Source organism: Enterococcus sp. DIV1304_2, assembly GCF_050555445.1.
GTDB classification, from domain to species: domain Bacteria; phylum Bacillota; class Bacilli; order Lactobacillales; family Enterococcaceae; genus Enterococcus_B; species Enterococcus_B pernyi.
The window spans coordinates 799948-821154 of the sequence record NZ_CP187851.1 but is presented as its reverse complement, the minus strand read 5'-3'; the positions used below and the strand labels follow the sequence as shown (position 1 = coordinate 821154).

General features: G+C 38.7%; 22 protein-coding genes. 2 read left to right on the top strand and 20 right to left on the bottom strand.

Annotation, left to right across the window (positions count from 1 at the left end; genetic code table 11):
- Window positions 1–4: 4 nt before the first annotated feature.
- The 3 genes from rsmH to IGJ14_RS03890 all read right to left on the bottom strand — a co-directional run bounded on the left by rsmH (window position 5) and on the right by IGJ14_RS03890 (window position 1956).
- Window positions 5–964, bottom strand: coding sequence for a 16S rRNA (cytosine(1402)-N(4))-methyltransferase RsmH (gene rsmH, locus IGJ14_RS03900; RefSeq protein ID WP_065095669.1), 960 nt, complete (start codon window positions 962–964; stop codon window positions 5–7).
- Window positions 965–985: 21 nt separating this feature from the next.
- On the bottom strand, window positions 986–1417 hold the full coding sequence (gene mraZ / locus IGJ14_RS03895) for a division/cell wall cluster transcriptional repressor MraZ (RefSeq protein WP_195273410.1): 432 nt from the start codon (window positions 1415–1417) through the stop codon (window positions 986–988).
- Between the two features lie 170 nt (window positions 1418–1587).
- Window positions 1588–1956, bottom strand: coding sequence for a DUF3397 domain-containing protein (locus IGJ14_RS03890; RefSeq protein WP_019724001.1), 369 nt, complete (start codon window positions 1954–1956; stop codon window positions 1588–1590).
- Between the two features lie 209 nt (window positions 1957–2165).
- Here IGJ14_RS03890 and IGJ14_RS03885 point away from each other — a divergent pair, with 209 nt between their 5' ends.
- Together IGJ14_RS03885 and IGJ14_RS03880 are read left to right on the top strand one after the other, a co-directional pair.
- Window positions 2166–3122: a magnesium transporter CorA family protein gene (locus IGJ14_RS03885; RefSeq protein ID WP_010735988.1), complete on the top strand. Its 957-nt coding sequence runs from the start codon at window positions 2166–2168 to the stop codon at window positions 3120–3122.
- A gap of 71 nt (window positions 3123–3193) precedes the next feature.
- Entirely contained in the window at window positions 3194–3310 is a 117-nt protein-coding gene (locus tag IGJ14_RS03880; RefSeq protein WP_010735989.1) for a DUF4044 domain-containing protein, read from the top strand.
- 81 nt (window positions 3311–3391) lie between these two features.
- On the opposite strand, the gene IGJ14_RS03875 is transcribed toward IGJ14_RS03880, so the two are convergent.
- The 17 genes from IGJ14_RS03875 to IGJ14_RS03795 form a co-directional block, all read right to left on the bottom strand.
- Window positions 3392–5380: a hypothetical protein gene (locus tag IGJ14_RS03875; protein WP_195273376.1), complete on the bottom strand. Its 1989-nt coding sequence runs from the start codon at window positions 5378–5380 to the stop codon at window positions 3392–3394.
- Between the two features lie 145 nt (window positions 5381–5525).
- On the bottom strand, window positions 5526–7772 hold the full coding sequence (locus IGJ14_RS03870) for a hypothetical protein (protein WP_104776851.1): 2247 nt from the start codon (window positions 7770–7772) through the stop codon (window positions 5526–5528).
- 854 nt (window positions 7773–8626) lie between these two features.
- Complete coding sequence (recN, locus tag IGJ14_RS03865; RefSeq protein WP_066026046.1) at window positions 8627–10306, bottom strand: DNA repair protein RecN; 1680 nt, start codon at window positions 10304–10306, stop codon at window positions 8627–8629.
- Window positions 10307–10323: 17 nt separating this feature from the next.
- The gene (locus IGJ14_RS03860; RefSeq protein WP_010735995.1) at window positions 10324–10773 is read right to left on the bottom strand and encodes an arginine repressor; all 450 of its coding nucleotides are present in this window, start codon (window positions 10771–10773) and stop codon (window positions 10324–10326) included.
- Window positions 10774–10872: 99 nt separating this feature from the next.
- Window positions 10873–11694 (bottom strand): TlyA family RNA methyltransferase, encoded by an 822-nt coding sequence (locus IGJ14_RS03855; RefSeq protein ID WP_010735996.1) that lies wholly within the window; start codon window positions 11692–11694, stop codon window positions 10873–10875.
- Between the two features lie 8 nt (window positions 11695–11702).
- Window positions 11703–12590 carry a polyprenyl synthetase family protein gene (locus tag IGJ14_RS03850; RefSeq protein ID WP_108145737.1) on the bottom strand — a complete coding sequence of 296 codons (888 nt, stop codon included), beginning with the start codon at window positions 12588–12590 and terminating at the stop codon, window positions 11703–11705.
- Window positions 12587–12814 carry an exodeoxyribonuclease VII small subunit gene (locus IGJ14_RS03845; RefSeq protein WP_010735998.1) on the bottom strand — a complete coding sequence of 76 codons (228 nt, stop codon included), beginning with the start codon at window positions 12812–12814 and terminating at the stop codon, window positions 12587–12589. Before IGJ14_RS03845 ends, IGJ14_RS03850 begins: the two co-directional genes overlap by 4 nt.
- Before the next feature lies 1 nt (window position 12815).
- Complete coding sequence (gene xseA, locus IGJ14_RS03840; protein WP_108145738.1) at window positions 12816–14156, bottom strand: exodeoxyribonuclease VII large subunit; 1341 nt, start codon at window positions 14154–14156, stop codon at window positions 12816–12818.
- Window positions 14153–15007 carry a bifunctional methylenetetrahydrofolate dehydrogenase/methenyltetrahydrofolate cyclohydrolase gene (locus IGJ14_RS03835; RefSeq protein WP_066026049.1) on the bottom strand — a complete coding sequence of 285 codons (855 nt, stop codon included), beginning with the start codon at window positions 15005–15007 and terminating at the stop codon, window positions 14153–14155. Before IGJ14_RS03835 ends, xseA begins: the two co-directional genes overlap by 4 nt.
- Before the next feature lie 94 nt (window positions 15008–15101).
- Complete coding sequence (nusB, locus tag IGJ14_RS03830) at window positions 15102–15551, bottom strand: transcription antitermination factor NusB (protein ID WP_010736001.1); 450 nt, start codon at window positions 15549–15551, stop codon at window positions 15102–15104.
- Window positions 15544–15969 (bottom strand): Asp23/Gls24 family envelope stress response protein, encoded by a 426-nt coding sequence (locus IGJ14_RS03825; RefSeq protein WP_010736002.1) that lies wholly within the window; start codon window positions 15967–15969, stop codon window positions 15544–15546. The genes nusB and IGJ14_RS03825 overlap by 8 nt, the downstream gene beginning before the upstream one ends.
- A gap of 213 nt (window positions 15970–16182) precedes the next feature.
- Entirely contained in the window at window positions 16183–17247 is a 1065-nt protein-coding gene (locus tag IGJ14_RS03820; protein WP_104776846.1) for a M24 family metallopeptidase, read from the bottom strand.
- Between the two features lie 152 nt (window positions 17248–17399).
- Window positions 17400–17645 (bottom strand): GlsB/YeaQ/YmgE family stress response membrane protein, encoded by a 246-nt coding sequence (locus IGJ14_RS03815; protein WP_010736004.1) that lies wholly within the window; start codon window positions 17643–17645, stop codon window positions 17400–17402.
- Between the two features lie 77 nt (window positions 17646–17722).
- Window positions 17723–18097, bottom strand: a complete 375-nt coding sequence (locus IGJ14_RS03810; RefSeq protein ID WP_019724013.1) for a DUF956 family protein — start codon at window positions 18095–18097, stop codon at window positions 17723–17725.
- 315 nt (window positions 18098–18412) lie between these two features.
- Window positions 18413–19327 carry a PTS system mannose/fructose/sorbose family transporter subunit IID gene (locus tag IGJ14_RS03805; protein WP_019724014.1) on the bottom strand — a complete coding sequence of 305 codons (915 nt, stop codon included), beginning with the start codon at window positions 19325–19327 and terminating at the stop codon, window positions 18413–18415.
- A 16-nt stretch (window positions 19328–19343) separates the two neighbouring features.
- Window positions 19344–20150, bottom strand: coding sequence for a PTS mannose/fructose/sorbose transporter subunit IIC (locus IGJ14_RS03800; RefSeq protein ID WP_010736007.1), 807 nt, complete (start codon window positions 20148–20150; stop codon window positions 19344–19346).
- A 32-nt stretch (window positions 20151–20182) separates the two neighbouring features.
- Window positions 20183–21154, bottom strand: coding sequence for a mannose/fructose/sorbose PTS transporter subunit IIA (locus IGJ14_RS03795; RefSeq protein ID WP_010736008.1), 972 nt, complete (start codon window positions 21152–21154; stop codon window positions 20183–20185).
- Window positions 21155–21207 lie beyond the last annotated feature (53 nt).

Sequence of the window (21207 nt, the reverse complement as noted above, 5' to 3'; positions counted from 1 at the left end):
TCTTCTACTCCTCTTTCTCTCGTATTTTTTCAGCGATACGCAATTTTGCACTACGAGAACGATTGTTTTCTGCCAATTCTTCTTCAGATGGCAACATCGGTTTTCTCGTTATCACTTTTAATTCAGGTTGGAACTCATCAGGTACGACCGGCAACCCTGGTGGTAAATCTTTGACCGTACTATATTCTTTGAACATGTTTTTGACGATCCGATCTTCTAATGAGTGGAAAGTGATCACACTGATCCGGCCACCGACCTTCAATAAGCGGATTGCTTGCTCTAAAGAGGCTTCCTCCGCACCTAGCTCATCATTGACTGCAATTCGCACAGCTTGAAAAATGCGTTTTGCAGGATGACCGCCTTTTCGTCTTGCTGGGGCAGGAATCACCTGTTTGATGATTTCTACTAATTCCCCGGTTGTTTCAATCGGATGATCTTTTCTCACCCGTTCAATTTCTCTGGCAATTTGTTTTGAAAATTTTTCTTCTCCATAACGAAAGAAGATCTTTACTAATTCGTTGTAAGGATATTCGTTGATCACATGATATGCTGACAAAGGTGCCGATTGATCCATTCGCATATCCAAAGGCGCATCTTGATGATAACTGAATCCACGTTCTGCTTCGTCTAATTGTGGCGAAGACACGCCTAAGTCGTAAAGTATCCCATCGACCTTAGGTACGTATTCAGTCAAGCGCTCTTCAAGCTCACGGAAATTTGCTTTGATAAAAGTGACCATACCTTTTTCGACATACTCAGCCAAACGGATTTTTGCGTGATCGATTGCTATTTGATCTTGATCAAACGCATAAAGATGACCCTCTGTATTCAGTTGGCTTAATAAGTATTCGCTATGCCCGGCTCCGCCGAGTGTACAGTCCACATAAATTCCGTTCGGTTTGATTGCAAGTCCATCTACCGTTTCTTTTAACATGACTGTATAGTGTTGAAATGTTTCAGTCATTGGTCAGCCTCTTCCTATTTCTTATAATCCGAAATCAATCATATTTTCAGCGATTTCATCAAAGTTTTCTTCCGCAGCTTCTGAAAATTCTTGCCATTTGGCTTCATCCCAAATTTCGATCCGGTTTGACACACCAACAATGACACACTCTTTCGTTATTGTTGCGTAGTTTCTTAATGTATTAGGGATATTGATACGTCCTTGCTTGTCCAACTCACATTCTGTAGCTGCTGAGTAGAAAAAACGGACAAAGGTTCTAGCGTCTTTCTTTGCTAGGGGCATATCATTGAGTTTCGACTCTAATTCGTTCCATTCGCTTATCGGATAGCCAAAAAGACAGCCATCTAATCCACGAGTCAACACGAATTGTTCGCCTAATTCTTCGCGCAGTTTTGAAGGCACGATCAAGCGACCTTTTGCATCAATATTATGCCGAAATTCGCCCATTAACATCGAAACTACCCCCAATCCTCCACTAACTAAAATCAGTCTACCACAATCCCCCACTTTCTACCACCTTTTATGGGAAATCTGAGAATAACTTTTTGATTAGTAAAAAAAATTTTAACAATCAGGCTGCTAAAAGATTTTTTAAAGTCTTTTAACAGCCTGATTGCGCCATATTAGAGAAACGAAAGGATGTTTAGGACGATCAAAACGATATACATGACTAATGTCACCAAAAAAGTAAGACGCCAAGTCATTTTGAAATAACGTGAATACACAAGTTCGTCATAGTAATAAGCTTGGAATAACGCGATACAGATTGCCATTAAAAGGATGGTGATCAATAAAAAGGGCAAAAATGAAGACGTAGCGGTATTACGAGACAATGCGTGGATGCCTCCCCACAAAAAAGGAACGGCTAAATCAGGTGCTTTGACTTTGAAACGACGAGTCAATGCAAACATTTTTACTAGAAATTGACAACCAAAAATCACGATTGCCGGAAAGATGTACCAAAACAATACAAGTGGTGAAAAACTGCCCATTCGACAAATCTCCTTTTTTATCGTTGCGTTCAGTATACGTGATTTAGTTTACACAACGATTTCATTTAGTTTAAATTTATACTGTTTTATTATTTTGTTGCAGCCATTTTTTGACCAATCAAGATTGATGATCAGTGGGTAGTCTCTTTCAATGTGTTCTTTTCAAGAATTGGTTATAATAGAAGAAAGAAGTATTGAGGAGGTTCCCAATGATAAAGTATTTCACACTTGAAGACCAGAAATTGGTTGATTCAATGGAAGAAACGGCTGAAACCATTTGGTATTGTGTCGAGCGACCAACAGAAGAAGAAATCAATCAATTGATCAAACAGTTCCAAATACCTAAAGATTACCTCACGTCTGTCTTAGACGATGCAGAAAACTCCCGGGTAGAAGAATTTAATCAAGAAAAGCTAACAAAACCAGCATTAGTATTATTACAATACCCTTTTCCAAAAACTAGTCCTAGCGGATATTTCCAAGTAGATACTTATCCGTTTTCGATTATTCTCACGCCCAAAAAGAAGCTTATCACAATTACGAATCACGAACCACTTTTTTTGAAAAAAGTCTTTCATCAAACGTTTCAAAGAAACGATCTTTCGACAACTCTAAATATTTTTATGCAGTTACTTTGGCAGATCACTCAGTCCTATAACACCTATCTCTCTACCTTACTTGCCCAATGCGATCTGTTGGAGACACAACTAAAAGTGTCAACTGAAAATAAACAATTGTATCAAATCATGGATATCCAAAAAAGCTTGGTTTATTTCAAAGAAGCGACTGCCTCGAATCTTGAAGCGTTACAACAATTAGCCGAGAACCAATCGGTAAAAAATAATCACGCGATGATGAATCACCTCAGAGACGTGATCATTGAAACAGAACAAGCAAAGACCACCGCTCGTATCCGCTTGAAGCTTGTCGAACAGATGAACCAAACTTTTTCAGCCATTATTTCAAACAACTTGAATAATATTATGAAAATTTTAACTTCTTTAACGATTATCTTAACGATTCCAACAATCATTGGAAGCATTTACGGCATGAACATTAAACTACCAATTGCCGAAAGGGATGATGCTTTCCTTTGGTTGATACTATTGACCGTGATCATTTCACTTCTGACCACTTATTATTTAAAAAAAGGTAAGTTTTTATAGAGATGCCCTCTTGTAGAATCAGTGAAAAGCATGTAAAATCAAGATAACAATAATAAATCGAGGTAATCACGATGCGAGAAAAAAAACAAACAAGCACTTTTGCGAAAGTCACAAAATTAGTGATTTGGACAATGTTGATTTTGACAATCGGTTCAGTCGTTCTAACTGCTGTAATCAGTGTTATGTAAAAATAATGGAGGTTGCGCCAAATTTGGCGCAACCTCCATTTCCTGTTATTAGCTGTTATCAAGAGTCTGTCACATTGATGACTACATACTTAAACTAACCTCTTTTTTGTTTGTTCTTTGTTGCTGCCTTGCTTGATTCGATATATTTTTATGTTGGCTTTTTACTCTCGCATCACTTGTTAGCATCGAAAAACTTTGCTTGTTTTCATTTCGAACTCCAGCCCCCGACCGTGTTGAATGACCCACTTGTTCGAATCTTACTTGATTACTTCCTTCTTTTTGCTTTTTCTGATATTGAGCCCCACTATTCTCTAAGGTTGACACTTTTTTACCTGTTGCTGTTTGAGTAGATTGTTGATTCATCAAAGTATTGGGCAATGGATTCGAATGTCGATTATTTAAAGCCAAATTCTGCCGAGAATTTTTCTGTGTTCCTATCATAGCTTCTTTAAATTTATTAAAGTTTTTTTCTAATCTCGTATCGAAATTATTCGGATCGATTCCCACTTCTTTATTAGTCGTCATTCTTTCCACACTGTTTGCCAGATGTGAATTTTCGCGATCTGCGGACATTTCTCTTTGATTCTTCACTCTATCTGGCTCATCCCATTGCTTTATCACTTCTCTTCTTCTTTTTAAGTACTCTTGTTCTAATTCTTTCTTACTTGAAACAGGGATATCAGTAGCCTGAGGATGAAGAATTACCTCAGTATTTTTGAAATTGCTCATTCCAGGCTGAGAATCAAATTGACGTTGATTGGATTGGCTTGAAATCTTCGCTTCTGGCGTAAGCCCTGAATTTTGCTCATCCCTCAGGTTTTTGTAACTTGCTATCTCCTTCGATAATCTTTTAGATAAATCATGGTTCGTAAACACATTGATTAGCGTTTTTGTTGCATCCAAAATTTGAGTTGCAAAATTTTCTTGTCCCAAACTATGGTCAGAGGAAGTAGGTTGATCAAACGATTGGGGTGATATATTGTCTTTATTTGCTTTCCCTAGATTAATAGTAAATAATTGGAGATCAGGTAATGCAAAAGACATCAAATTTGAAACATACGACAACATGGATTGATCCTTTGCTCCTTGCCCACCACCTCTATCAGTTGGTGTTTCATATTGCTTGAAAAAATCAGTAAAGACTTTAGTTACTTTATCCCAAAATGCCTCGTTTATCTTGGGAGGGTGATCCAATCGTTCAAGTGCTGTGCTAGGCTTGGACATTTCCTCAAACGTTTTTTTAACTGGTCCAATCGCTGTTTGAGGCTTCTGGGCTTCCCCAAATGGTAGATTTACTTGTCCAACCGCTGTCGGGGGTTTCTGGATTTCTTCTAAGGGTAGGTTTGCTGCTCCAATCGACGTCGGGGGTTTCTGGATTTCTTCTAAGGGTAGGTTTGCTGGGCCAACCGACGTCGGGGGCTTCTGGATTTCTTCTAAGGGTAGATTTGCTGCTCCAACCGACGTCGGGGGCTTCTGGATTTCTTCTAAGGGTAGATTTGCTGGGCCAATCGACGTCGGGGGCTTCTGGATTTCCTCAACAATACCTTTCAAAGTATTTTTAAGTTGTTCTGCAGCATTTTCTGCTGTAAGATTTCTAAATTGGCTTCGCTGATTTGGTGTTCTTCGTGATCTCTGAGGAACATTTTTATTAATATCCTTTTTATTTGAAACCATTAAATTGTTAAGTTCAACGTCCCAGTGGTTAAGTGTATTTTTTAAATCAATTGTCATGTTGTGAGGGGAAACGTTATTGCTCTGTGTATGACTAGTTGTGATGTTGGAGGTGCGTAGATAATCCATTGATTGTTCGGAAGTTCTTTTCATTTCGTTGTTTTTTTCTTTTGGTACATTCAATCGATTAGGGCCATGCGCAACCACTGGTGTTAACATACTTAACACACTGGTTGCGTATACCGCTCCCGTGAAAGCAGAAAATTTCCCTCTATTCAGATGAAATCTTCTTTGATTACTCAGAGCCCTTAACTCACGCTCTAACCCATGCGGATCTTGCTTGTCTATAACACTGTTGTTGAATCGTCCTATTCTCTCGTTATGATTTTCTCCTGGCATTCCTTTCACTCCTTCTATTTATTTAATTGGCATTCATTATTTACCGTAGTTAACATTCTGTTTTCCCGTTAGCCTTGATAACGTTTGTGGTAGAAAAGTACTACTATCCTAATTTTTTAGTCATCTTTTTATTGTCTTCAATTAACTATATGCTCAAACTTGGTTCTTTTCGATTTGCTCTTGGACGCTGTTTTTCTTGATTAATTATATTTTGACTTTTTACTTTAGCATTCCCTACAAGCATAGATAACCTTGGCTTATTTCCGTTTTGTTTTTCAATAAACGTTTGTGGATTTTTATCAATGTTGTTTTTTTCTTTGGCTGACGAAAATTGATCGATGCTTAGCCCATCTGAAAACTTCTTAAAGATTCCTGGATTCTCTATATTCGTTAGTCGATCGAGTGATTCTGCTCTCTGATCCCCCTTGGATGCTCTGGCTTCAAATTTAGGCGTTCCATAAACAAAAGAAGTCACATCTTTTTTTTTGCTGCTCGTGCCGTGTACCAACTGATCATATAGTTCCCTTGACTCTTTCTTCATTGGTTCTAAACTTTCCTGTGACAAATGAGACTTTTCTTTTTGCCAAGAATCGATCCCATTGCTTGCTATATGATGTTCTTCTCTCAATCTAAAGTCTGGAATTGGAATGTCTTTTGTCTGGGATGAAGGAGCTTGCTGTAAATCTTTCAAAAAATCCTTCAATTCTGCGGGGAAATTCTGTCCATCCGATGATTCTATCATTTTTAAAATATATTCACCTGTCCGCGTATCTTTTAAATCAATAGTTTTTTGATTCGCCAAGCTGTGATACAGATCCTGTGATTTATTTTGAGACGGTTGCGTAGGAATCGCCTGTTGATATATTTCATCCTTAGAACGATAAGGGTATGCTTGCTCTCCGAACTTGATTAGACTTTCTCCTATACCGTGTGTTAAGCTTTCTTCGTTTTCACCTCTTATATTTCTTGCTTCAAATACAGGATTATCATTGAGATTGCGCAGTTTAACTGTGTCAATTTCTTTTTCTCCATGCGTTGTAAAACTGACCTCTGAATTCGGATTATCTTTTGTTTGGGATGAAGTGGCTTGCTGTAAACCTTCTACAAATTCCTTTGTCATTCTCTGTTTTTCCATATAGATTGTCCGATTACGTGAGTCTGTTCCCTGATTTCGCTTGGATGGTCTTGCTTCAAACTTAGATATGTCATCATTTTGAATACTCTTCAAACTTTGTATTACCTTATCCTGTAGTTCAATCGTCGATTTCTGAGTTGTATCTAAACCTTCCTGTGACAAGTGATACTTTCCTTTTTGCCATGACGCTATTCCAGTGCTTGTTGACTCATTTTCTTCTCGCAATCTAAAATCTGAATTTGGACTATCTTTTGTTTGGGATGAAGAGGCTTGCTGAGAACCTTCTACAAATTTCTTTGTCATTCCCTGATTTTCCATATTAGTTGTTCGATTACGAGAGTCTGTTCCCTGATTTCGATTGGATTGTCTTGCTTCAAACTTATGGATTTTATAAACAAAAGAAGTCTCATCTTTTTGAATAGTATTCAGACTTTTTACTTCCTGATCATGTAGTTCACTTGTATCTTTCTTAATTGAATCTACACCTTCCTGTGACAAGTGAAACTTTTCTTCTTGCCAGGAAGTATGCCCATTATTCGTTAGCTCATTGTCTTTTGTTTGGGATGTTTGCTCTTGGTTGGATGATCTTACTTCAGACTTAAACATTTCATCTTTTTGAATACTATTCAGAATTTTTACTCTCTGATCATGTAACTCACTTGTGAATTTCTTGATTAAATAGGAGGATTTCTTGGAGAGCGCACGCTGTTGTCTTGGATTGATCTGTCTACTTTCATTTAGGGATTGTTGCAATACATCACTTGTATTGCGAGATGTATTGCCCTTATATTCACTTGATTCTTTACGTTTAAATTTCAATTTCTTTTTAGAAACATACTCACTATTAAATTGTTTAGGAACCGTACCTGTCACATTAGCTAGCTCATTTGGCGCTGTAACTCTTTGATCTATACTGACTTGGGGAATGCTCTGTAATACATTACGATAGCTTTGAGTTGCATTTGCTCTAGTATTTAAATCAAACGAAGGATTTTCTTGATTTCTTTCTCCAAATGAGGTGCTTGCATTTCCTACAATTCGATCATTCCTTTGATTTATCGGCTGTAGTGTTATATTTTGAAGAATACCTGTCGAATAATAAAGATAAGAAATAATTGGGTTTGCTCTCACATTTAAGGATTCATTTCCTATGCGAACAGCTAATCTACTCAAATCTTCTTGAGTATTTGTCTTATTAGCGTCATGCATTCGATTAATGAACTTTCCACCGGTTTCTCTGAAATCAATTATTGGCATATCTTACACTCCTCGCATTTTTATATATTTGTTTTGTTCCAATCCTTTTTCTTAGGAAACTTCTAAAGTGGATGTTCCTAAATCACCCATTTACAAAAAAATTTTAAATGAATTGTCCCTTCCTCCCTTTCTTGTCGGTATTCTCTATGAGTAAAAATACGACGTAACCACCATTTAGACAAAAACAACGAACAATAATCATTGAGTTTGCTATTTCTATAACAAATAAATCACCAGCGGAAACGAATCATTTACATAGACGATATGACGATACTTTTAATACAATACTTTAAGTGAATCAATGATAGCTTTTATTGATCTAAGAATATTCGTATTATTCATTTACTAATCTATTACATTCTTACAAACCTATCTTTTATCCGTAGTAGTTACACAGATAATATTTCTTGTTTATTTACAGAAATACTTTAGACTATTTATGACATCCTTTTCCTACTAACCTCAAGTATCTGTTCTTAGCGTTCAAAAAAGAATTATTTTCAATAATCATACGTTTAAACTAATTTATGTGTAGTGCTTTTTTTTCAAACATAATCAAAATCTGGGAAAACATTACTACTGACTTTATCTTTTTGTCATTAAACAAAATTTTTATGCTTAAAAATGATAGGACTTTGTAAGCGAATTAACTATTGATTGACTATCGACAGCTTTTGGATTTACAAATTTCATTCTCAAAATCAAAAAAAAAATATAATAAAATACAATATAAAAATAACTAATTATTTTTTCTGTCGGGAAAGATTTCAACTGTTTTGTTACCTCTATTCCTTAAAAAAGCAAAATAAAATCACCCTAGCCAATGTAGGCAAAGGGTGATTTTTATTTTTTATTTATTTTTTCGCCAAACGTAACAACTCTTTGGCGTGTTCGATCGTTAAAGGCGTGATTTCACTTCCCGCTAACATTCGTGCGATTTCATTTTCTCTTTCGGTTGCGGCTAATTCGGCGACGGATGTTTGTGTTCTTCCACCGACGACTTCTTTTACAATGTAATATTGATAATCCGCTACCGCCGCCACTTGAGGGAGATGCGTGATACAAAGTACTTGGGAATATTTGGATATTTTCAATATTTTATCTGCAATGGCTTGTGCCACTCTGCCACTAACACCAGTATCAACTTCATCAAAAATGATACTAGTCACACCTTGTTCCGAAGAAAAAATGGTTTTCAGAGCAAGTAATACTCGTGACAATTCCCCACCTGATGCTACCTTGACTAGTGGCTTCAATGGTTCTCCTGGATTTGTCGTGATATAAAATTCGACAATATCAAAACCTTGCTCATCTAAGCGTCCATTTGCTTGTGTTGAAAAACGAACTTCAAATTCGGTGTTTTCCATATAAAGACTCTTTAATTCGCGCAGAATTGACTGTTCTAAGTCACTGGCGATCGCTTTTCTTGCTTGATGGAGTTCTTCTGCACATTGAAACGCCCACTCTTCTTTTTGGGTCAGTTCATTCTTCATTTTATCAAGTTGACCTTCTGTAAAATCAGATGAATCTAATTCTTCTGTGATTTCTTCATAGTAGGCTAAGATAGCTTCAACTGAATCGCCATATTTACGCTTCAATTGACGAATCGTTTCCATGCGTTGCGTCACTTCTTCCAAACGATTCTCATCCAGTTCAAGCAGATCGATTTGCCTGCTCATGTCCCCTACTGCATCTTGCAATAAATAATAGGCACTCTGGATATTATCAAAAATTGCTTCATACTCTGAATCAAGGTGGGCAATACTTTGGATCTCGGAAACAGCCATTCCCACCCCATCAAGACTGCTTTGTTCGCCTTCACTGAGCGCCCCATAAGCAGTAGCTAAACCATCGACGATTTTTTGATAATTACTTAATTTATCGCGCTCTTCTCGAAGTTTTTCTTCTTCACCAACTTCTAATTGGGCGGCTGCGATTTCTTCTTGTTGGAAATTCAACATATCGATACGTTGGACATAGTTTTTTTCGTTTTGTTGGATCTTACGTACTTTTCTTTCAAGTTCACGATACGCTTGATAGGCTTCTTGGTACGCTCTTTTTTTCTGTTGAAATGTCGAGTCTCCAAAACGATCAAGTAACACAAGATGTGATTCAGGTTGTAATAGTTCCTGATGTTCATTTTGACCTTGGATATCCACTAAATAACTACCTACGCGTCGCAAATTCGCTAATGTCACGATATGTCCATTCACTCGACAAACATTCTTACCTGCTAAAGACATATCTCGACGGACGATCAGATTTGAACCATCGGACTCAATCCCTAACTCTTCCATCAAAGCTTCAAAACCTTCTTGTTTAGGCCATTCAAACAACCCTTCCAGAATACATTTATCGGCACCTTGACGAATATAATCACTTGATCCGCGACCACCTGCTAATAAGCCCAAAGCATCAATAATAATTGACTTGCCGGCTCCGGTTTCTCCTGTTAATGCTGTCATTCCTTCATGAAACGACAAACGCAATTCAGGAATAATCGCAAAATTGGTGATACTGATTTCTTGTAGCATTGCAATCACTCCTTAGATTAAAGGTAATGCAGAAAATCTTTCTTTAATTGAACAGCATCTTCTTCCAATCGTGTGATCATCAACACATTGTCATCATCGTTGATAATCGAGAATAATTCTTTTTTGTAACGTTTATCGATTAAATTTGCAGCTGCAGAAGCATTGCCCGGTAAAGTCTTTAAAATAACAAATTTTTCCATCTGGTCAACTGCTACAAATGCGTCCTTCAATAGTTTTTCTAGCTTTGTGCTCACATCTTCACTTGTTTCAGCAGGCAGACTATAGCGATAGCCACCATCAACTGCGGGAACTTTGATCAATTTAAGCTCTTTGATATCTCTTGAGATCGTTGCTTGTGTAACAGAAATCCCTTTATTTTTTAATATTTCAACAAATTCTTCTTGTTTACGTATATCTTGTTCATTTAGTAATCGAGTAATCAAACGATGTCGATCTTTTTTTCTCATGCTCAATCCGCTCCTTCACCAATCCTTCTTCTTTCAATGATAGCTTATTTTAAGCGCTTAATAAAGAAGAACTCATAGTCTTTTTTGTCAATTTTCAGACTACCGCTTATGCGTGAATTGTTCATGAGCCATTTCAACGATGTGAGCTGGATCAACGTTCGCATAGATCGTTCCTTTATCTGATACTTTTTTTAAGTGCGCTAAAAATTCAATATTTCCTTCTCCACCTGTAATAGGAGAGTAACTTAGATCTAATACATCAAACCCTTGCTCTGTGGCAAACGTCAAAATTTGTTCGATGACTTGTTGATGGGTTGTTGCTTCTCGAACAATGCCGTTTTTACCGACTGCTTCTCTACCTGCTTCAAATTGTGGTTTGATCAATGCAATGACTTCACCCTCTGGCTTCAAAATTGCATGTAATGGCGGTAGCATCAGCTTCAAAGAGATGAATGATACATCAATGACAGCGACTTCTGGTACACCTTGATCAAAGTCTTCAGGTTTTGCATAACGAAAGTTAACACGTTCCATCACGACCACTTTTGGATCTTGTCTGATTTTCCATGCTAACTGATTGTAGCCTACATCTAAGGCATAGCTCATTTTTGCTCCATTTTGTAAGGCAGCATCGGTAAACCCTCCTGTGGATGCCCCAATATCAAGCAATACTTTATCTTTGACTGTTAGATCAAATTGTTTTAATGCTTTTTCTAGTTTCAACCCACCACGAGAAACATACGGCAATTTTTTCCCTTTGACTTTTAATTCACTACTAACGGGGATTTTTTCTCCTGGTTTATCAAAACGTTCATTTTTTTCATTATAGATCAACCCTGCCATCACGGAACGTTTTGCTTGTTCCCTTGTTTCAAATAGCCCTTGTTTGACGGCTAATACATCTACTCGTTCTTTTTCCATCCTCTTCCTCACTTCTCATCAAATCGTTTGACCAACTGACGAAGAATCTCTCCATCAAATGAACAAACTTCTTGTTCTAACTCGGCAATGATCCTATTGGCGGAATGGATTTCTCGTTGCAACGCAGCTCTTGTCTGCTCGATCCCTAATAAGCGTGGATACGTATTTTTGTCCGCTCGTTCATCCTTGCCAGCTGTTTTTCCTAATGCTTCTGTCGTACTAGTCACATCCAATAAATCATCACGGATCTGAAAAGCTAACCCAAGATGAGCGGCAATTTGTTGTAATTGTACCAAAACTTCTTCTGGTTGTTCTGCTAAAATCCCACCTGCTAGCAAAGCATAACGTATCAAACGTCCAGTCTTTCGTTCATGGATCAATGCTAGTTCTTCTAGCGTCAAATCTTTCGTTTCCCCTTGGATATCTGCCGCTTGTCCTGCAACCATGCCTTGTGTCCCAGCACTAACAGCCAATTGTTGCAATAATAACAATTTTGGTGAGTTCGTTAAGTGGGTCATGCTGATCAACTGGAAGGCACCCGTCAATAATCCATCCCCTGCTAAAATTGCGATTGCCTCCCCATAGACTTTATGGTTGGTTGGTTTTCCTCGACGCAAGTCATCGTTATCCATTGCTGGAAGATCATCATGGATCAATGAATACGTATGGATCATCTCTAATGCTGCTGCTACTTGATAAGCTGAAGCATCGATCTTGGCATCAAAAGAAGCCACGGTTGCTAATAAAGCAAGTGGGCGGATTCTTTTTCCTCCTGCATGGATCGAATAGATCATACTTTCTTTCAAGCGTTCATCCGAAGTATATTCCGTAATGAAAGAAACCATTTCTTCTTCTACCAAAGGAAGGTGCGTCGCAGAAAAATCGGTTAGTTTCATTGTGTCCCCTCTTTCTCGTCAAAAGTGATCTCTTCATTCGTCTCAGTCATCATTTTTGTAAGGGTTTCTTCTGCTTTAGAAAGAGTATCTTGACATTGCTTACTTAATTCCATTCCTCTTTTGAACGCATCTAACGCTGATTCTAATGGAACGTCTCCTTGCTCTAATTGCATGACGATTTTTTCTAATTCTTGCAATGATTCTTCAAATGTTGGATTTGCCATCTTATTCTGTCTCCTTTTTGATCTGTTCCACTTTGCCTTTGACCTGTCCATCTGCATAATGAATGACTAACTCATCACCGACTTGGATCTCATCGACACTTTTTGCCACCTGATCATGCAACGTGGTGTAGCTATACCCTCTACCCATGATTTTTAAAGGACTAAGTAAATCAAGTGATTGAACCGTCTGTTGAAACTTTTGTTGCTGTTGTTGCATATATTGGTACATTTTTTCTTCTAGTCGTTTTTCTAAGTAGCTCGTTTCTTGCTTGGCTGATTTCACTCGATAAATTGGTGCAACTTGTTGCAACTGATGTCTTAAGGTCATGGTTTGTTTTTCTTTTGCATGGTAAATTTGTTGCGTTGCTTGATACAAGCGTTGCCGCAATTGGTCTAGTTTGATCGTTTGTCCCTCATAAAGTCGTTCAGGTTGGCGAAAGACATAGGATTGTCTTGAGCGGGCAAACCGCTCTTGTTTTCGTTGGATTTGGCGTAAAAACCCTTGCTCTAAGCGGGCTTGTCTTTCCTTGATCCGCATCAACTCTTCCGATAATACTGGAACAGCCAACTCAGCTGCTGCCGTCGGTGTCGCTGCTCGAACATCAGCCACTAAGTCAGCAATCGTCGTATCTGTCTCATGACCGACAGAAGAGATGCTCGGTGTTTTTGCTTGATAAATCGCACGAGCCACCCGTTCTTCATTGAAAGGCCAAAGATCCTCGATCGACCCACCACCACGTCCGATGATCATTGTATCGAAATTTCCTAACGCTTCAACGCGTTGGATATTGCGGACGACATCATCTGCTGCTTGGTTTCCTTGCACAACAGTTGGGAACAAAACAAGTTGCGCGATTGGGTAGCGGCGTTTGACCGTCGTGATAATATCACGAATGACCGCACCACTAGGACTTGTTAAAACGGCGATGCGTTTTGGAAATCTCGGCAATGCCTTTTTAGGTCCAGCAAATAGACCTTCTTTCATCAATTTCTCTTTTCGTTCTTCTAGCTCTTGATATAACGCACCGACGCCATCAGGCTCCATATGTTCCACGTAAATTTGATAAGAACCGCTGGCTTCGTAAAGGGAGATCCGACCGATCACCAACACTTTCATTCCCTCTTTTGGTTGAAAACGTAACTTTTGGAAAGCACCTTTGAACATGATCGCAGAGATTTTTGCATGATCATCTTTTAAACTGAAATATTGATGCGCATTCGCTCGCATACGGAAATTCGAGATTTCGCCAGTTAGATAAACTCTTTCCAGATATGGATCTGCTTCAAATTTTCGTTTCAAATATTTGGTTAAGGTGGTAACTGTTAAATATTCTTGCGTCATAACTCTCCTCGCTCTGCTTCAGCTGATTGGACCGTTTGTGCCATCAACATCGTGATCGTCATTGGACCTACTCCTTTAGGGACAGGCGTGATATAGCTTGCAAGAGGAGCGACTTCATCGAATTTGACATCACCGATCAGTTTTCCATCCTCATTCCGATTCATCCCTACATCGACAACTACCGCACCTGGTTTGACGAAGTCTTTTGTTACAAAATGGCCACGCCCGATCGCTACTACGAGTATATCTGCTTCACGAGTTAACGCTGGAAGGTCTTTCGTTTTTGAATGAGCAATGGTGACTGTCGCATCAGCCATCAACAAAAGTTGCGCCATGGGTTTACCGACAATATTACTGCGACCGATCACTACTGCACGCTTGCCAGTCAAATCAATATCATATGCTTCAAACATCTTCATGATCCCATAAGGCGTACAAGGGATCTTATCAGGATTCCCTGCAAATAAACGTCCTAGATTCAATGGATGGAAACCATCAACATCTTTTTTCGGATCGATTGCTAATAACACTTTCTCTTCATCAATATGTTTTGGTAAAGGCAATTGCACAAGGATCCCATGGAAGCGTGGATCATTGTTATATTTTTCAATTTCATTTAGAAGCTCATCTTCGGAGATTGTTTGACTATAACGCTCTACTTTTGAATAAATACCTAATTGATTCGCAACTCGTTCTTTGTTACGAACATAGACTTGACTTGCTGGATTTTCTCCAACTAATAAAACAACTAATCCGGGATTGATCTGTCGTTCATTAAGCTCTTTTACTTTTAACGCAAGTTCTGCTTGCATTTTTTCTGCTAATTCTTTTCCATTCATCAATTCTGACATACGATCACTCCCAGATATTTTTGCTTTCATTCTACCATATAAACCACTTGTAACATAACCAGATTTACTAACTATCATAGAAAAAAGCTAGGACTTACGCCCCAGCTTCTAATTCTTTTAACACATTCGATAACATACCATTTACAAACTTACGTGAACGGTCGTCACTGAATGTTTTAGCTAACTCGATTGCTTCATTCAATGCAACAGTTGCAGGCACGTCATCCACGTACATCATTTCGAAAATCGCGATTCTTAAAATAATCAGATCCATTTTGGAAATGCGGTTGATCCGCCAATTATTTTTTAAATGCTTTTCGATGATCGTGTCTAACGATGCTTTTTTTGCACAGACGCCACCAACTAGTGTGTCTAGATATACTGGAACAAATTCTGATTGCTCTTCATTGATCATCTCTTGATGGTCCAACTCGATCGCATTGAAAATTGCATCTTCTTTTGTCAGATCAGTGTTGAAATCTAATGGGAACAATGCCTGTAATGCCATCTCGCGGATCTCGTGTCTTGATAACTCTTTATTCATTTTCTTCCTCTTCGTCCTCAAAAAGTTCATCGATTGCTGGTTGTTCCAATTTTTCTGGTACAACTGCTACGACATGGATATTGACTTCAGCTAATGCAATGTCGGTCATGAAAAGTACTTCTTGGTGAACACGATCCTGCATTTCCATCGCTACTTTTGGTACTGATACGCCATATTCTAAATAACAATATAAGTCAACTTTCAAACCTTCTTCGTCATTGACTAAATATACACCTTTACCATGCGCTGCGCGACCTAGCAATTCTGTGACATTGCTAGCAAAAGTCCCACGCATTCCGTAGACCCCTTCGACTTTAGAAGCTGCAATACCGATAATGACTTCGATCACTTCTGGTGCAATCACGATTTCTCCTAAATCTTGATTAGCATGTAAGACTAAGTTTTTTTCGTCTGCCATTTTTATTTATTCCTCCTTTTGCCTACATACATCTTTCACTTCAAAAAGCGAAGTCATGTACCTAGGAAAACTGTCGCCTGTAAATCAGTCATGCGTGAAAAAACGCGCCGTTTACAATCGCTTGATTTCTCTTATAGTGTATCATTAAATGAGCCCATTTTCTATAACAAAGTCTGAGTTTTGACATTTACATTTATTGAAAAACGCTGATTATCACAAAATGATCAATTCTTTTGGTGAGTGAGTCAATACCCGGTTTCCTTCAGCAGTGATCAATAAGTCATCTTCGATTCGGACGCCACCGATTCCTGGTAAGTAGATTCCTGGTTCATCCGTAATGACATTGCCCACAACAAATGGTTTCTCTGCTCGCGCAGATACATTAGGACCTTCATGGATCTCTAAACCGATACCATGGCCAGTGGAGTGTCCAAATGCTTCTCCATAGCCGTATTTGCTGATGTAGTCTCTTGCTACTGCATCCAGTTGGATACCTGTCACTCCAGGTTTCGCTGCTTCTAGAACTGCCAATTGGGCATCTAAAACGATTTGATAGATTTCTTTCAATTGTTCTCCAGGATCGCCGATTGCAAACGTACGTGTCATGTCAGAAACGTATCCTTCATAGTAACAACCAAAATCGATCGTGATCAAATCACCTTGTTCAATGATCTTTTGGCTAGCCACTCCGTGTGGCATTGCTGAACGAACACCACTTGCCACGATGGTTTCAAAAGACACACCTGATGCACCTAGTGAACGCATATAGAAATCTAATTGATTCGCGACCTCGATCTCTGTCATCCCTGGTTGGATCATTTTAAGGATATGATCATAAGCCATATCAGCGATGCTACAAGCTTTTTCAATGATTACTAATTCATCTTCATCTTTTACTTCCCGTAATTCTTCGATCATGTCAGAAACTGGGATCAACTCTGCATCCAGTAATTCTTCCAATACTGAATACTCTAAAAATGAAACTGTACGTTCTTCAAATGCTAGATTCTTCAATCCTTCTTTTCGAGTCAAATCAGCGACTTCCTCAAAAATCGGCGCGACATTTTTGATGATCTCAAAACCTTGCGCTTGCGCAGCTGCTTGTTCTGTATAACGGAAGTCCGTAATAAAGAAGGCTTTCTCTAATGTGATGACCGCTAACCCAGTCGTTCCTGTAAAATTAGTCAAATAGCGGAGATTGTAAGGACTTGTCACTAAAAATGAATCTAGATTCGCTTCTCGCATTTTTTTGCGTAACTTTTCTACTCGTAACATCATGTGTAAATTCCTTCTTTCTTTGCACTCTTTTTATCATTATAGCAAACTTTCTTTTTTAAAGGCATAGGAAAGATAAATTCCTTCAATAGAAACGAACAAAGCGTTTTGACTTGAGCTTTCCCCTCAAGTCAAAACGCTTTAGACTTTCATTTCTAAGATCTTTTACCAAAGAAAAATGAAACAACTGCAACTAAAATCACTGCCCCTAAAATAGATGGAATAAGTGCCATACCAGCAGCGCTTGGTCCCCAGTTGCCAAAAATCGCTTGACCGATCGTTGAACCAATCAAACCAGCAATAATATTTGTGATGCATCCCATTGAATTTCCTTTACTTGTGATTGCTCCAGCAATCGCTCCAATGATTGCACCAACAATCAATGTCCATAACCAACTCATCGTATAACCTCCCTCTTTACTCTTTAATTTTATCATAAGAAATAAATAGCAGGCAAACGATGAGGGCTAACTACAGATCATTTACGCTTGAAAATACCGATCACGCCTCGTTTGACTACGTCAACTAAACTTAACGAGCGGACCATGTGACTAGGATCGACATACTTTCTAACTGCTCGCAAAACTTCTTTAGGATGCTTTGCAGAAAATGAATAAGTTCCGTTTTTCTTTGTGCGAATCGCAAAACGTGGAATCCATTTTCCTTTGAACATCACTGAGGCAATCACGACATCTACCTCTTCCCATGGGATCTGGACGAATTTCCGCGCATCACGATCATTGTAAAATTCAAAACCTTTATCACCAATCATGATCTTCCCATATTCTGCCACACCTAGATAAGATGTCGCATTCATCGTTAAGTCAACTTTTGTATTCAGGGATTGTACCATTTCAAGCACTCCATTTCTAATCAATCTAAAGTTACAGTACTTAGAAGTCGTACCGTTTCAATGATTTGGCTATTCGTTCAGCTTAGCCATCCTTTTAATTTCACGTTTTTTACTTCTATATCAAAGACATCTTATCATAAATAGTATACCTTTTCGAGCATAGATACTATCTCCAATAAACGGTTCTCCACAATCGTCCACCATTCGATCAGAAGAAAGCTGAAGTAAAGTCTCGTCGCATTCTATGAAAAAAGCTGCAACAAAAATCAATGATTGATTTCTGTCACAGCTTATTTAGTCTTTTATTGCCTTAGATTACATTAATCCGATCAAGTGGAAAACGATACCCACTACGAATAATCCAAGAATGATAACGATTGGTGAAACTTTTTTCTTCAATAACCACATACAGAACAATGTTAGTAACAACGCAGCTAATCCAGGGATCAAGCTGTCTAAGTTGTCTTGTAATGTTGTTACTTTGTAGTCAGATAGAGAAAGTCCAGCTGCTTGTTGTTCCAACGCACTCTTGATACCTTCTGCACCTGCAGGTAAACTACTCCAATCAATGTAAGCACCTTCGTCAAGTTTAACGCTTGATACTACTGGCGCAAAGCCGATTGATACCCAACGGTTAACTAATGAACCTAAGATGAACATACCTAAGATCGAAGCACCTTTAGTGATGTCTTGCAACAAACCACCAGATAAATCTTCTGTGATTTTAGAACCCGCTTTATAGCCGAATTCTTGTGTGTACCACATAAATGCCATACGGATGATATTCCAAGCGACGAAATAAATGATTGGACCTAAGATATTTCCAGCCATCGCTAGAGAAGCAGCTAGAGCTCCAAGGATTGGTCTTACTGTAAACCAGAAGACTGGATCACCGATACCAGCTAAAGGTCCCATCATACCAACCTTAACCCCTTGAATCGCCACATCATCAACAGGTGCGCCATTTGCACGTTCTTCTTCCAGTGCAAGAGTCACCCCTAGAATTGGTGAAGCAACATATGGGTGAGTGTTGAAGAACTCTAAATGACGAGTCAACGCAGCCGCACGGTCTTCTTTTGTTTTATATAATTTTTTGATCGCTGGGATCATTGAGAATGCCCAACCACCATTTTGCATACGTTCGTAGTTCCATGATCCTTGAAGGAAAGTCGAACGCAACCAAACAGAAATACGATCTTTTTTAGATAATTGAATTCTTTCTTCTGCCATTTCGTGAACGCCTCCTTTAATAGTTATCGATGATATCGCCTAGTGGGTCACCAGTGTTTGAGCTTCCGCCGTTACCTGAACCACCTTGTTTAGAAAGTGCCAAGTAAATAAGAGCTAAAGCAACACCGATTGCGCCTAGACCGATAAGAGTGATTTCTGATACAGTTGCCAATACAAAACCGATTGCAAAGAATGGCCATACTTCTTTTGTAGCCATCATGTTGATAACCATTGCGTAACCTACGGCAACGACCATTCCACCACCGATAGCTAAACCGTCTGTCAACCAAACAGGCATAGATTCAAGCAAGCTTCTTACTGGACCTTCACCAATAGCTAAGATCAAACCAGCAGGGATCGCAATACGAACACCTTGCATACAAATTGCAACAATATGCCATAATTCAACTTTTCTAAAGTTACCATCTTTTGCAGCAGCATCCATCAAATGAACAAACGCTGTCGCAATCGTACGACAAATGATTGTTAATAATAAACCAGCAACAGCAAGTGGCACAGCAATCGCGATTGCTGAAGAAACGCCGGCTGAACCTTGACCACCTAAAACTAAAATAATTGCAGATGCAACAGATGCTAATGCAGCATCGGGAGCGACAGCGGCACCGATATTTGCCCAACCTAAAGCGATCATTTGTAATGTACCACCTAAGATAAGACAAGGAACTAGATTTCCAGTTACTAAGCCGATCAACGTACATGCAACAACTGGTTGATGGAATTGAAATTCATCAAGAATTCCTTCCATACCAGCTAAAAATGCAACGATGATGACTAAGATCACTTGAATAATATTTAAATCCATGATAGTAATCCTCCATTTTTTCTGATAATTAATTAAGCACGATTTTTTAGTTCTTCTTGCGCTTTTTTCAAAATTTCATCCATGTTTCCTTTAGAGTCATTCGGTACTTTACGTACATCGAATTTCACGCCAGATTCTTTCAATTTATTGAATGAATCAATATCGTCTTGACTGAAAGCAAGTACTTTGTTCGGTTGTACTTTACCTGGAGAATGTGCCATTGATCCGACGTTCACTGTTTCTAATGGTACGCCACCTTCAACTGCACGCACGACATCTTGAGGATTTTCAAACAATAGCAATGCGCGTTGTCCGCCAAAGTGTTGATCATCTTTTGCAAGTTTGATCATTTGTTCAACTGGTACAACGTGTGCTTTTACACCAGGAGGTGCAGCTTGTTGGATCAATTTTTTACGTAACTCATCTTTTGCTACAGCATCAGATACAACGATGATCCGTGTTGGATTTGTTGTTTTTGTCCAAGCAGTTGCTACTTGTCCATGCAACAAACGTGAATCAATACGTGCTAAAACATAAGTGAACTTACCAGGTGTTCCTGAAGGTGCAGCTTCTTGTGCCGCAGCTTTTGTTTCTACTACTGGTTCTAATTCTTCCGGTTTGACTTTCACGCCTTCTTTTGCTGTTTCAATGATATGAGCAGCAATTTCATGTGCTGATTCCATTGAAAAACGTGAAGCATATGCTTCGATCAGCATAGGCAAGTTCAAACCACTTACGATTGCCCACTTATCTTTGTGTTCTTCAAATAATGTGTTTGATTGATTGAACGGTGTTCCGCCCCATAAATCAACTAAGAATAAGACTTCGTCTTGGTTATCGAAGGAAGCGACTGCTTCTTCTAATTTGGCTCTCAAGTCATCTGGACCTTCACTCGGTTGTAAAACAACAGCTTTGACGTTTTCTTGTTCGCCAAAGATCATTGAACCCGACTGTAAGATTCCTTCAGCAAATTGCCCATGACTTGCTAGGATAATCCCTACCATATTTATACCTCCTACTTCTTTTTGTTGTAACAAAATCAAAAATAAAAATAAGT

Excerpts from the sequence above, each read along its gene's own strand:
- rsmH (WP_065095669.1), bottom strand. The coding sequence starts at position 964 with ATGACTGAAACATTTCAACACTATACAGTCATGTTAAAAGAAACGGTA.
- mraZ (WP_195273410.1), bottom strand. The coding sequence starts at position 1,417 with ATGTTAATGGGCGAATTTCGGCATAATATTGATGCAAAAGGTCGCTTG.
- IGJ14_RS03890 (WP_019724001.1), bottom strand. The coding sequence starts at position 1,956 with ATGGGCAGTTTTTCACCACTTGTATTGTTTTGGTACATCTTTCCGGCA.
- IGJ14_RS03885 (WP_010735988.1), top strand. The coding sequence starts at position 2,166 with ATGATAAAGTATTTCACACTTGAAGACCAGAAATTGGTTGATTCAATG.
- IGJ14_RS03880 (WP_010735989.1), top strand. The coding sequence starts at position 3,194 with ATGCGAGAAAAAAAACAAACAAGCACTTTTGCGAAAGTCACAAAATTA.
- IGJ14_RS03875 (WP_195273376.1), bottom strand. The coding sequence starts at position 5,380 with ATGCCAGGAGAAAATCATAACGAGAGAATAGGACGATTCAACAACAGT.
- IGJ14_RS03870 (WP_104776851.1), bottom strand. The coding sequence starts at position 7,772 with ATGCCAATAATTGATTTCAGAGAAACCGGTGGAAAGTTCATTAATCGA.
- recN (WP_066026046.1), bottom strand. The coding sequence starts at position 10,306 with ATGCTACAAGAAATCAGTATCACCAATTTTGCGATTATTCCTGAATTG.
- IGJ14_RS03860 (WP_010735995.1), bottom strand. The coding sequence starts at position 10,773 with ATGAGAAAAAAAGATCGACATCGTTTGATTACTCGATTACTAAATGAA.
- IGJ14_RS03855 (WP_010735996.1), bottom strand. The coding sequence starts at position 11,694 with ATGGAAAAAGAACGAGTAGATGTATTAGCCGTCAAACAAGGGCTATTT.
- IGJ14_RS03850 (WP_108145737.1), bottom strand. The coding sequence starts at position 12,590 with ATGAAACTAACCGATTTTTCTGCGACGCACCTTCCTTTGGTAGAAGAA.
- IGJ14_RS03845 (WP_010735998.1), bottom strand. The coding sequence starts at position 12,814 with ATGGCAAATCCAACATTTGAAGAATCATTGCAAGAATTAGAAAAAATC.
- xseA (WP_108145738.1), bottom strand. The coding sequence starts at position 14,156 with ATGACGCAAGAATATTTAACAGTTACCACCTTAACCAAATATTTGAAA.
- IGJ14_RS03835 (WP_066026049.1), bottom strand. The coding sequence starts at position 15,007 with ATGTCAGAATTGATGAATGGAAAAGAATTAGCAGAAAAAATGCAAGCA.
- nusB (WP_010736001.1), bottom strand. The coding sequence starts at position 15,551 with ATGAATAAAGAGTTATCAAGACACGAGATCCGCGAGATGGCATTACAG.
- IGJ14_RS03825 (WP_010736002.1), bottom strand. The coding sequence starts at position 15,969 with ATGGCAGACGAAAAAAACTTAGTCTTACATGCTAATCAAGATTTAGGA.
- IGJ14_RS03820 (WP_104776846.1), bottom strand. The coding sequence starts at position 17,247 with ATGATGTTACGAGTAGAAAAGTTACGCAAAAAAATGCGAGAAGCGAAT.
- IGJ14_RS03815 (WP_010736004.1), bottom strand. The coding sequence starts at position 17,645 with ATGAGTTGGTTATGGACATTGATTGTTGGTGCAATCATTGGAGCGATT.
- IGJ14_RS03810 (WP_019724013.1), bottom strand. The coding sequence starts at position 18,097 with ATGGTACAATCCCTGAATACAAAAGTTGACTTAACGATGAATGCGACA.
- IGJ14_RS03805 (WP_019724014.1), bottom strand. The coding sequence starts at position 19,327 with ATGGCAGAAGAAAGAATTCAATTATCTAAAAAAGATCGTATTTCTGTT.
- IGJ14_RS03800 (WP_010736007.1), bottom strand. The coding sequence starts at position 20,150 with ATGGATTTAAATATTATTCAAGTGATCTTAGTCATCATCGTTGCATTT.
- IGJ14_RS03795 (WP_010736008.1), bottom strand. The coding sequence starts at position 21,154 with ATGGTAGGGATTATCCTAGCAAGTCATGGGCAATTTGCTGAAGGAATC.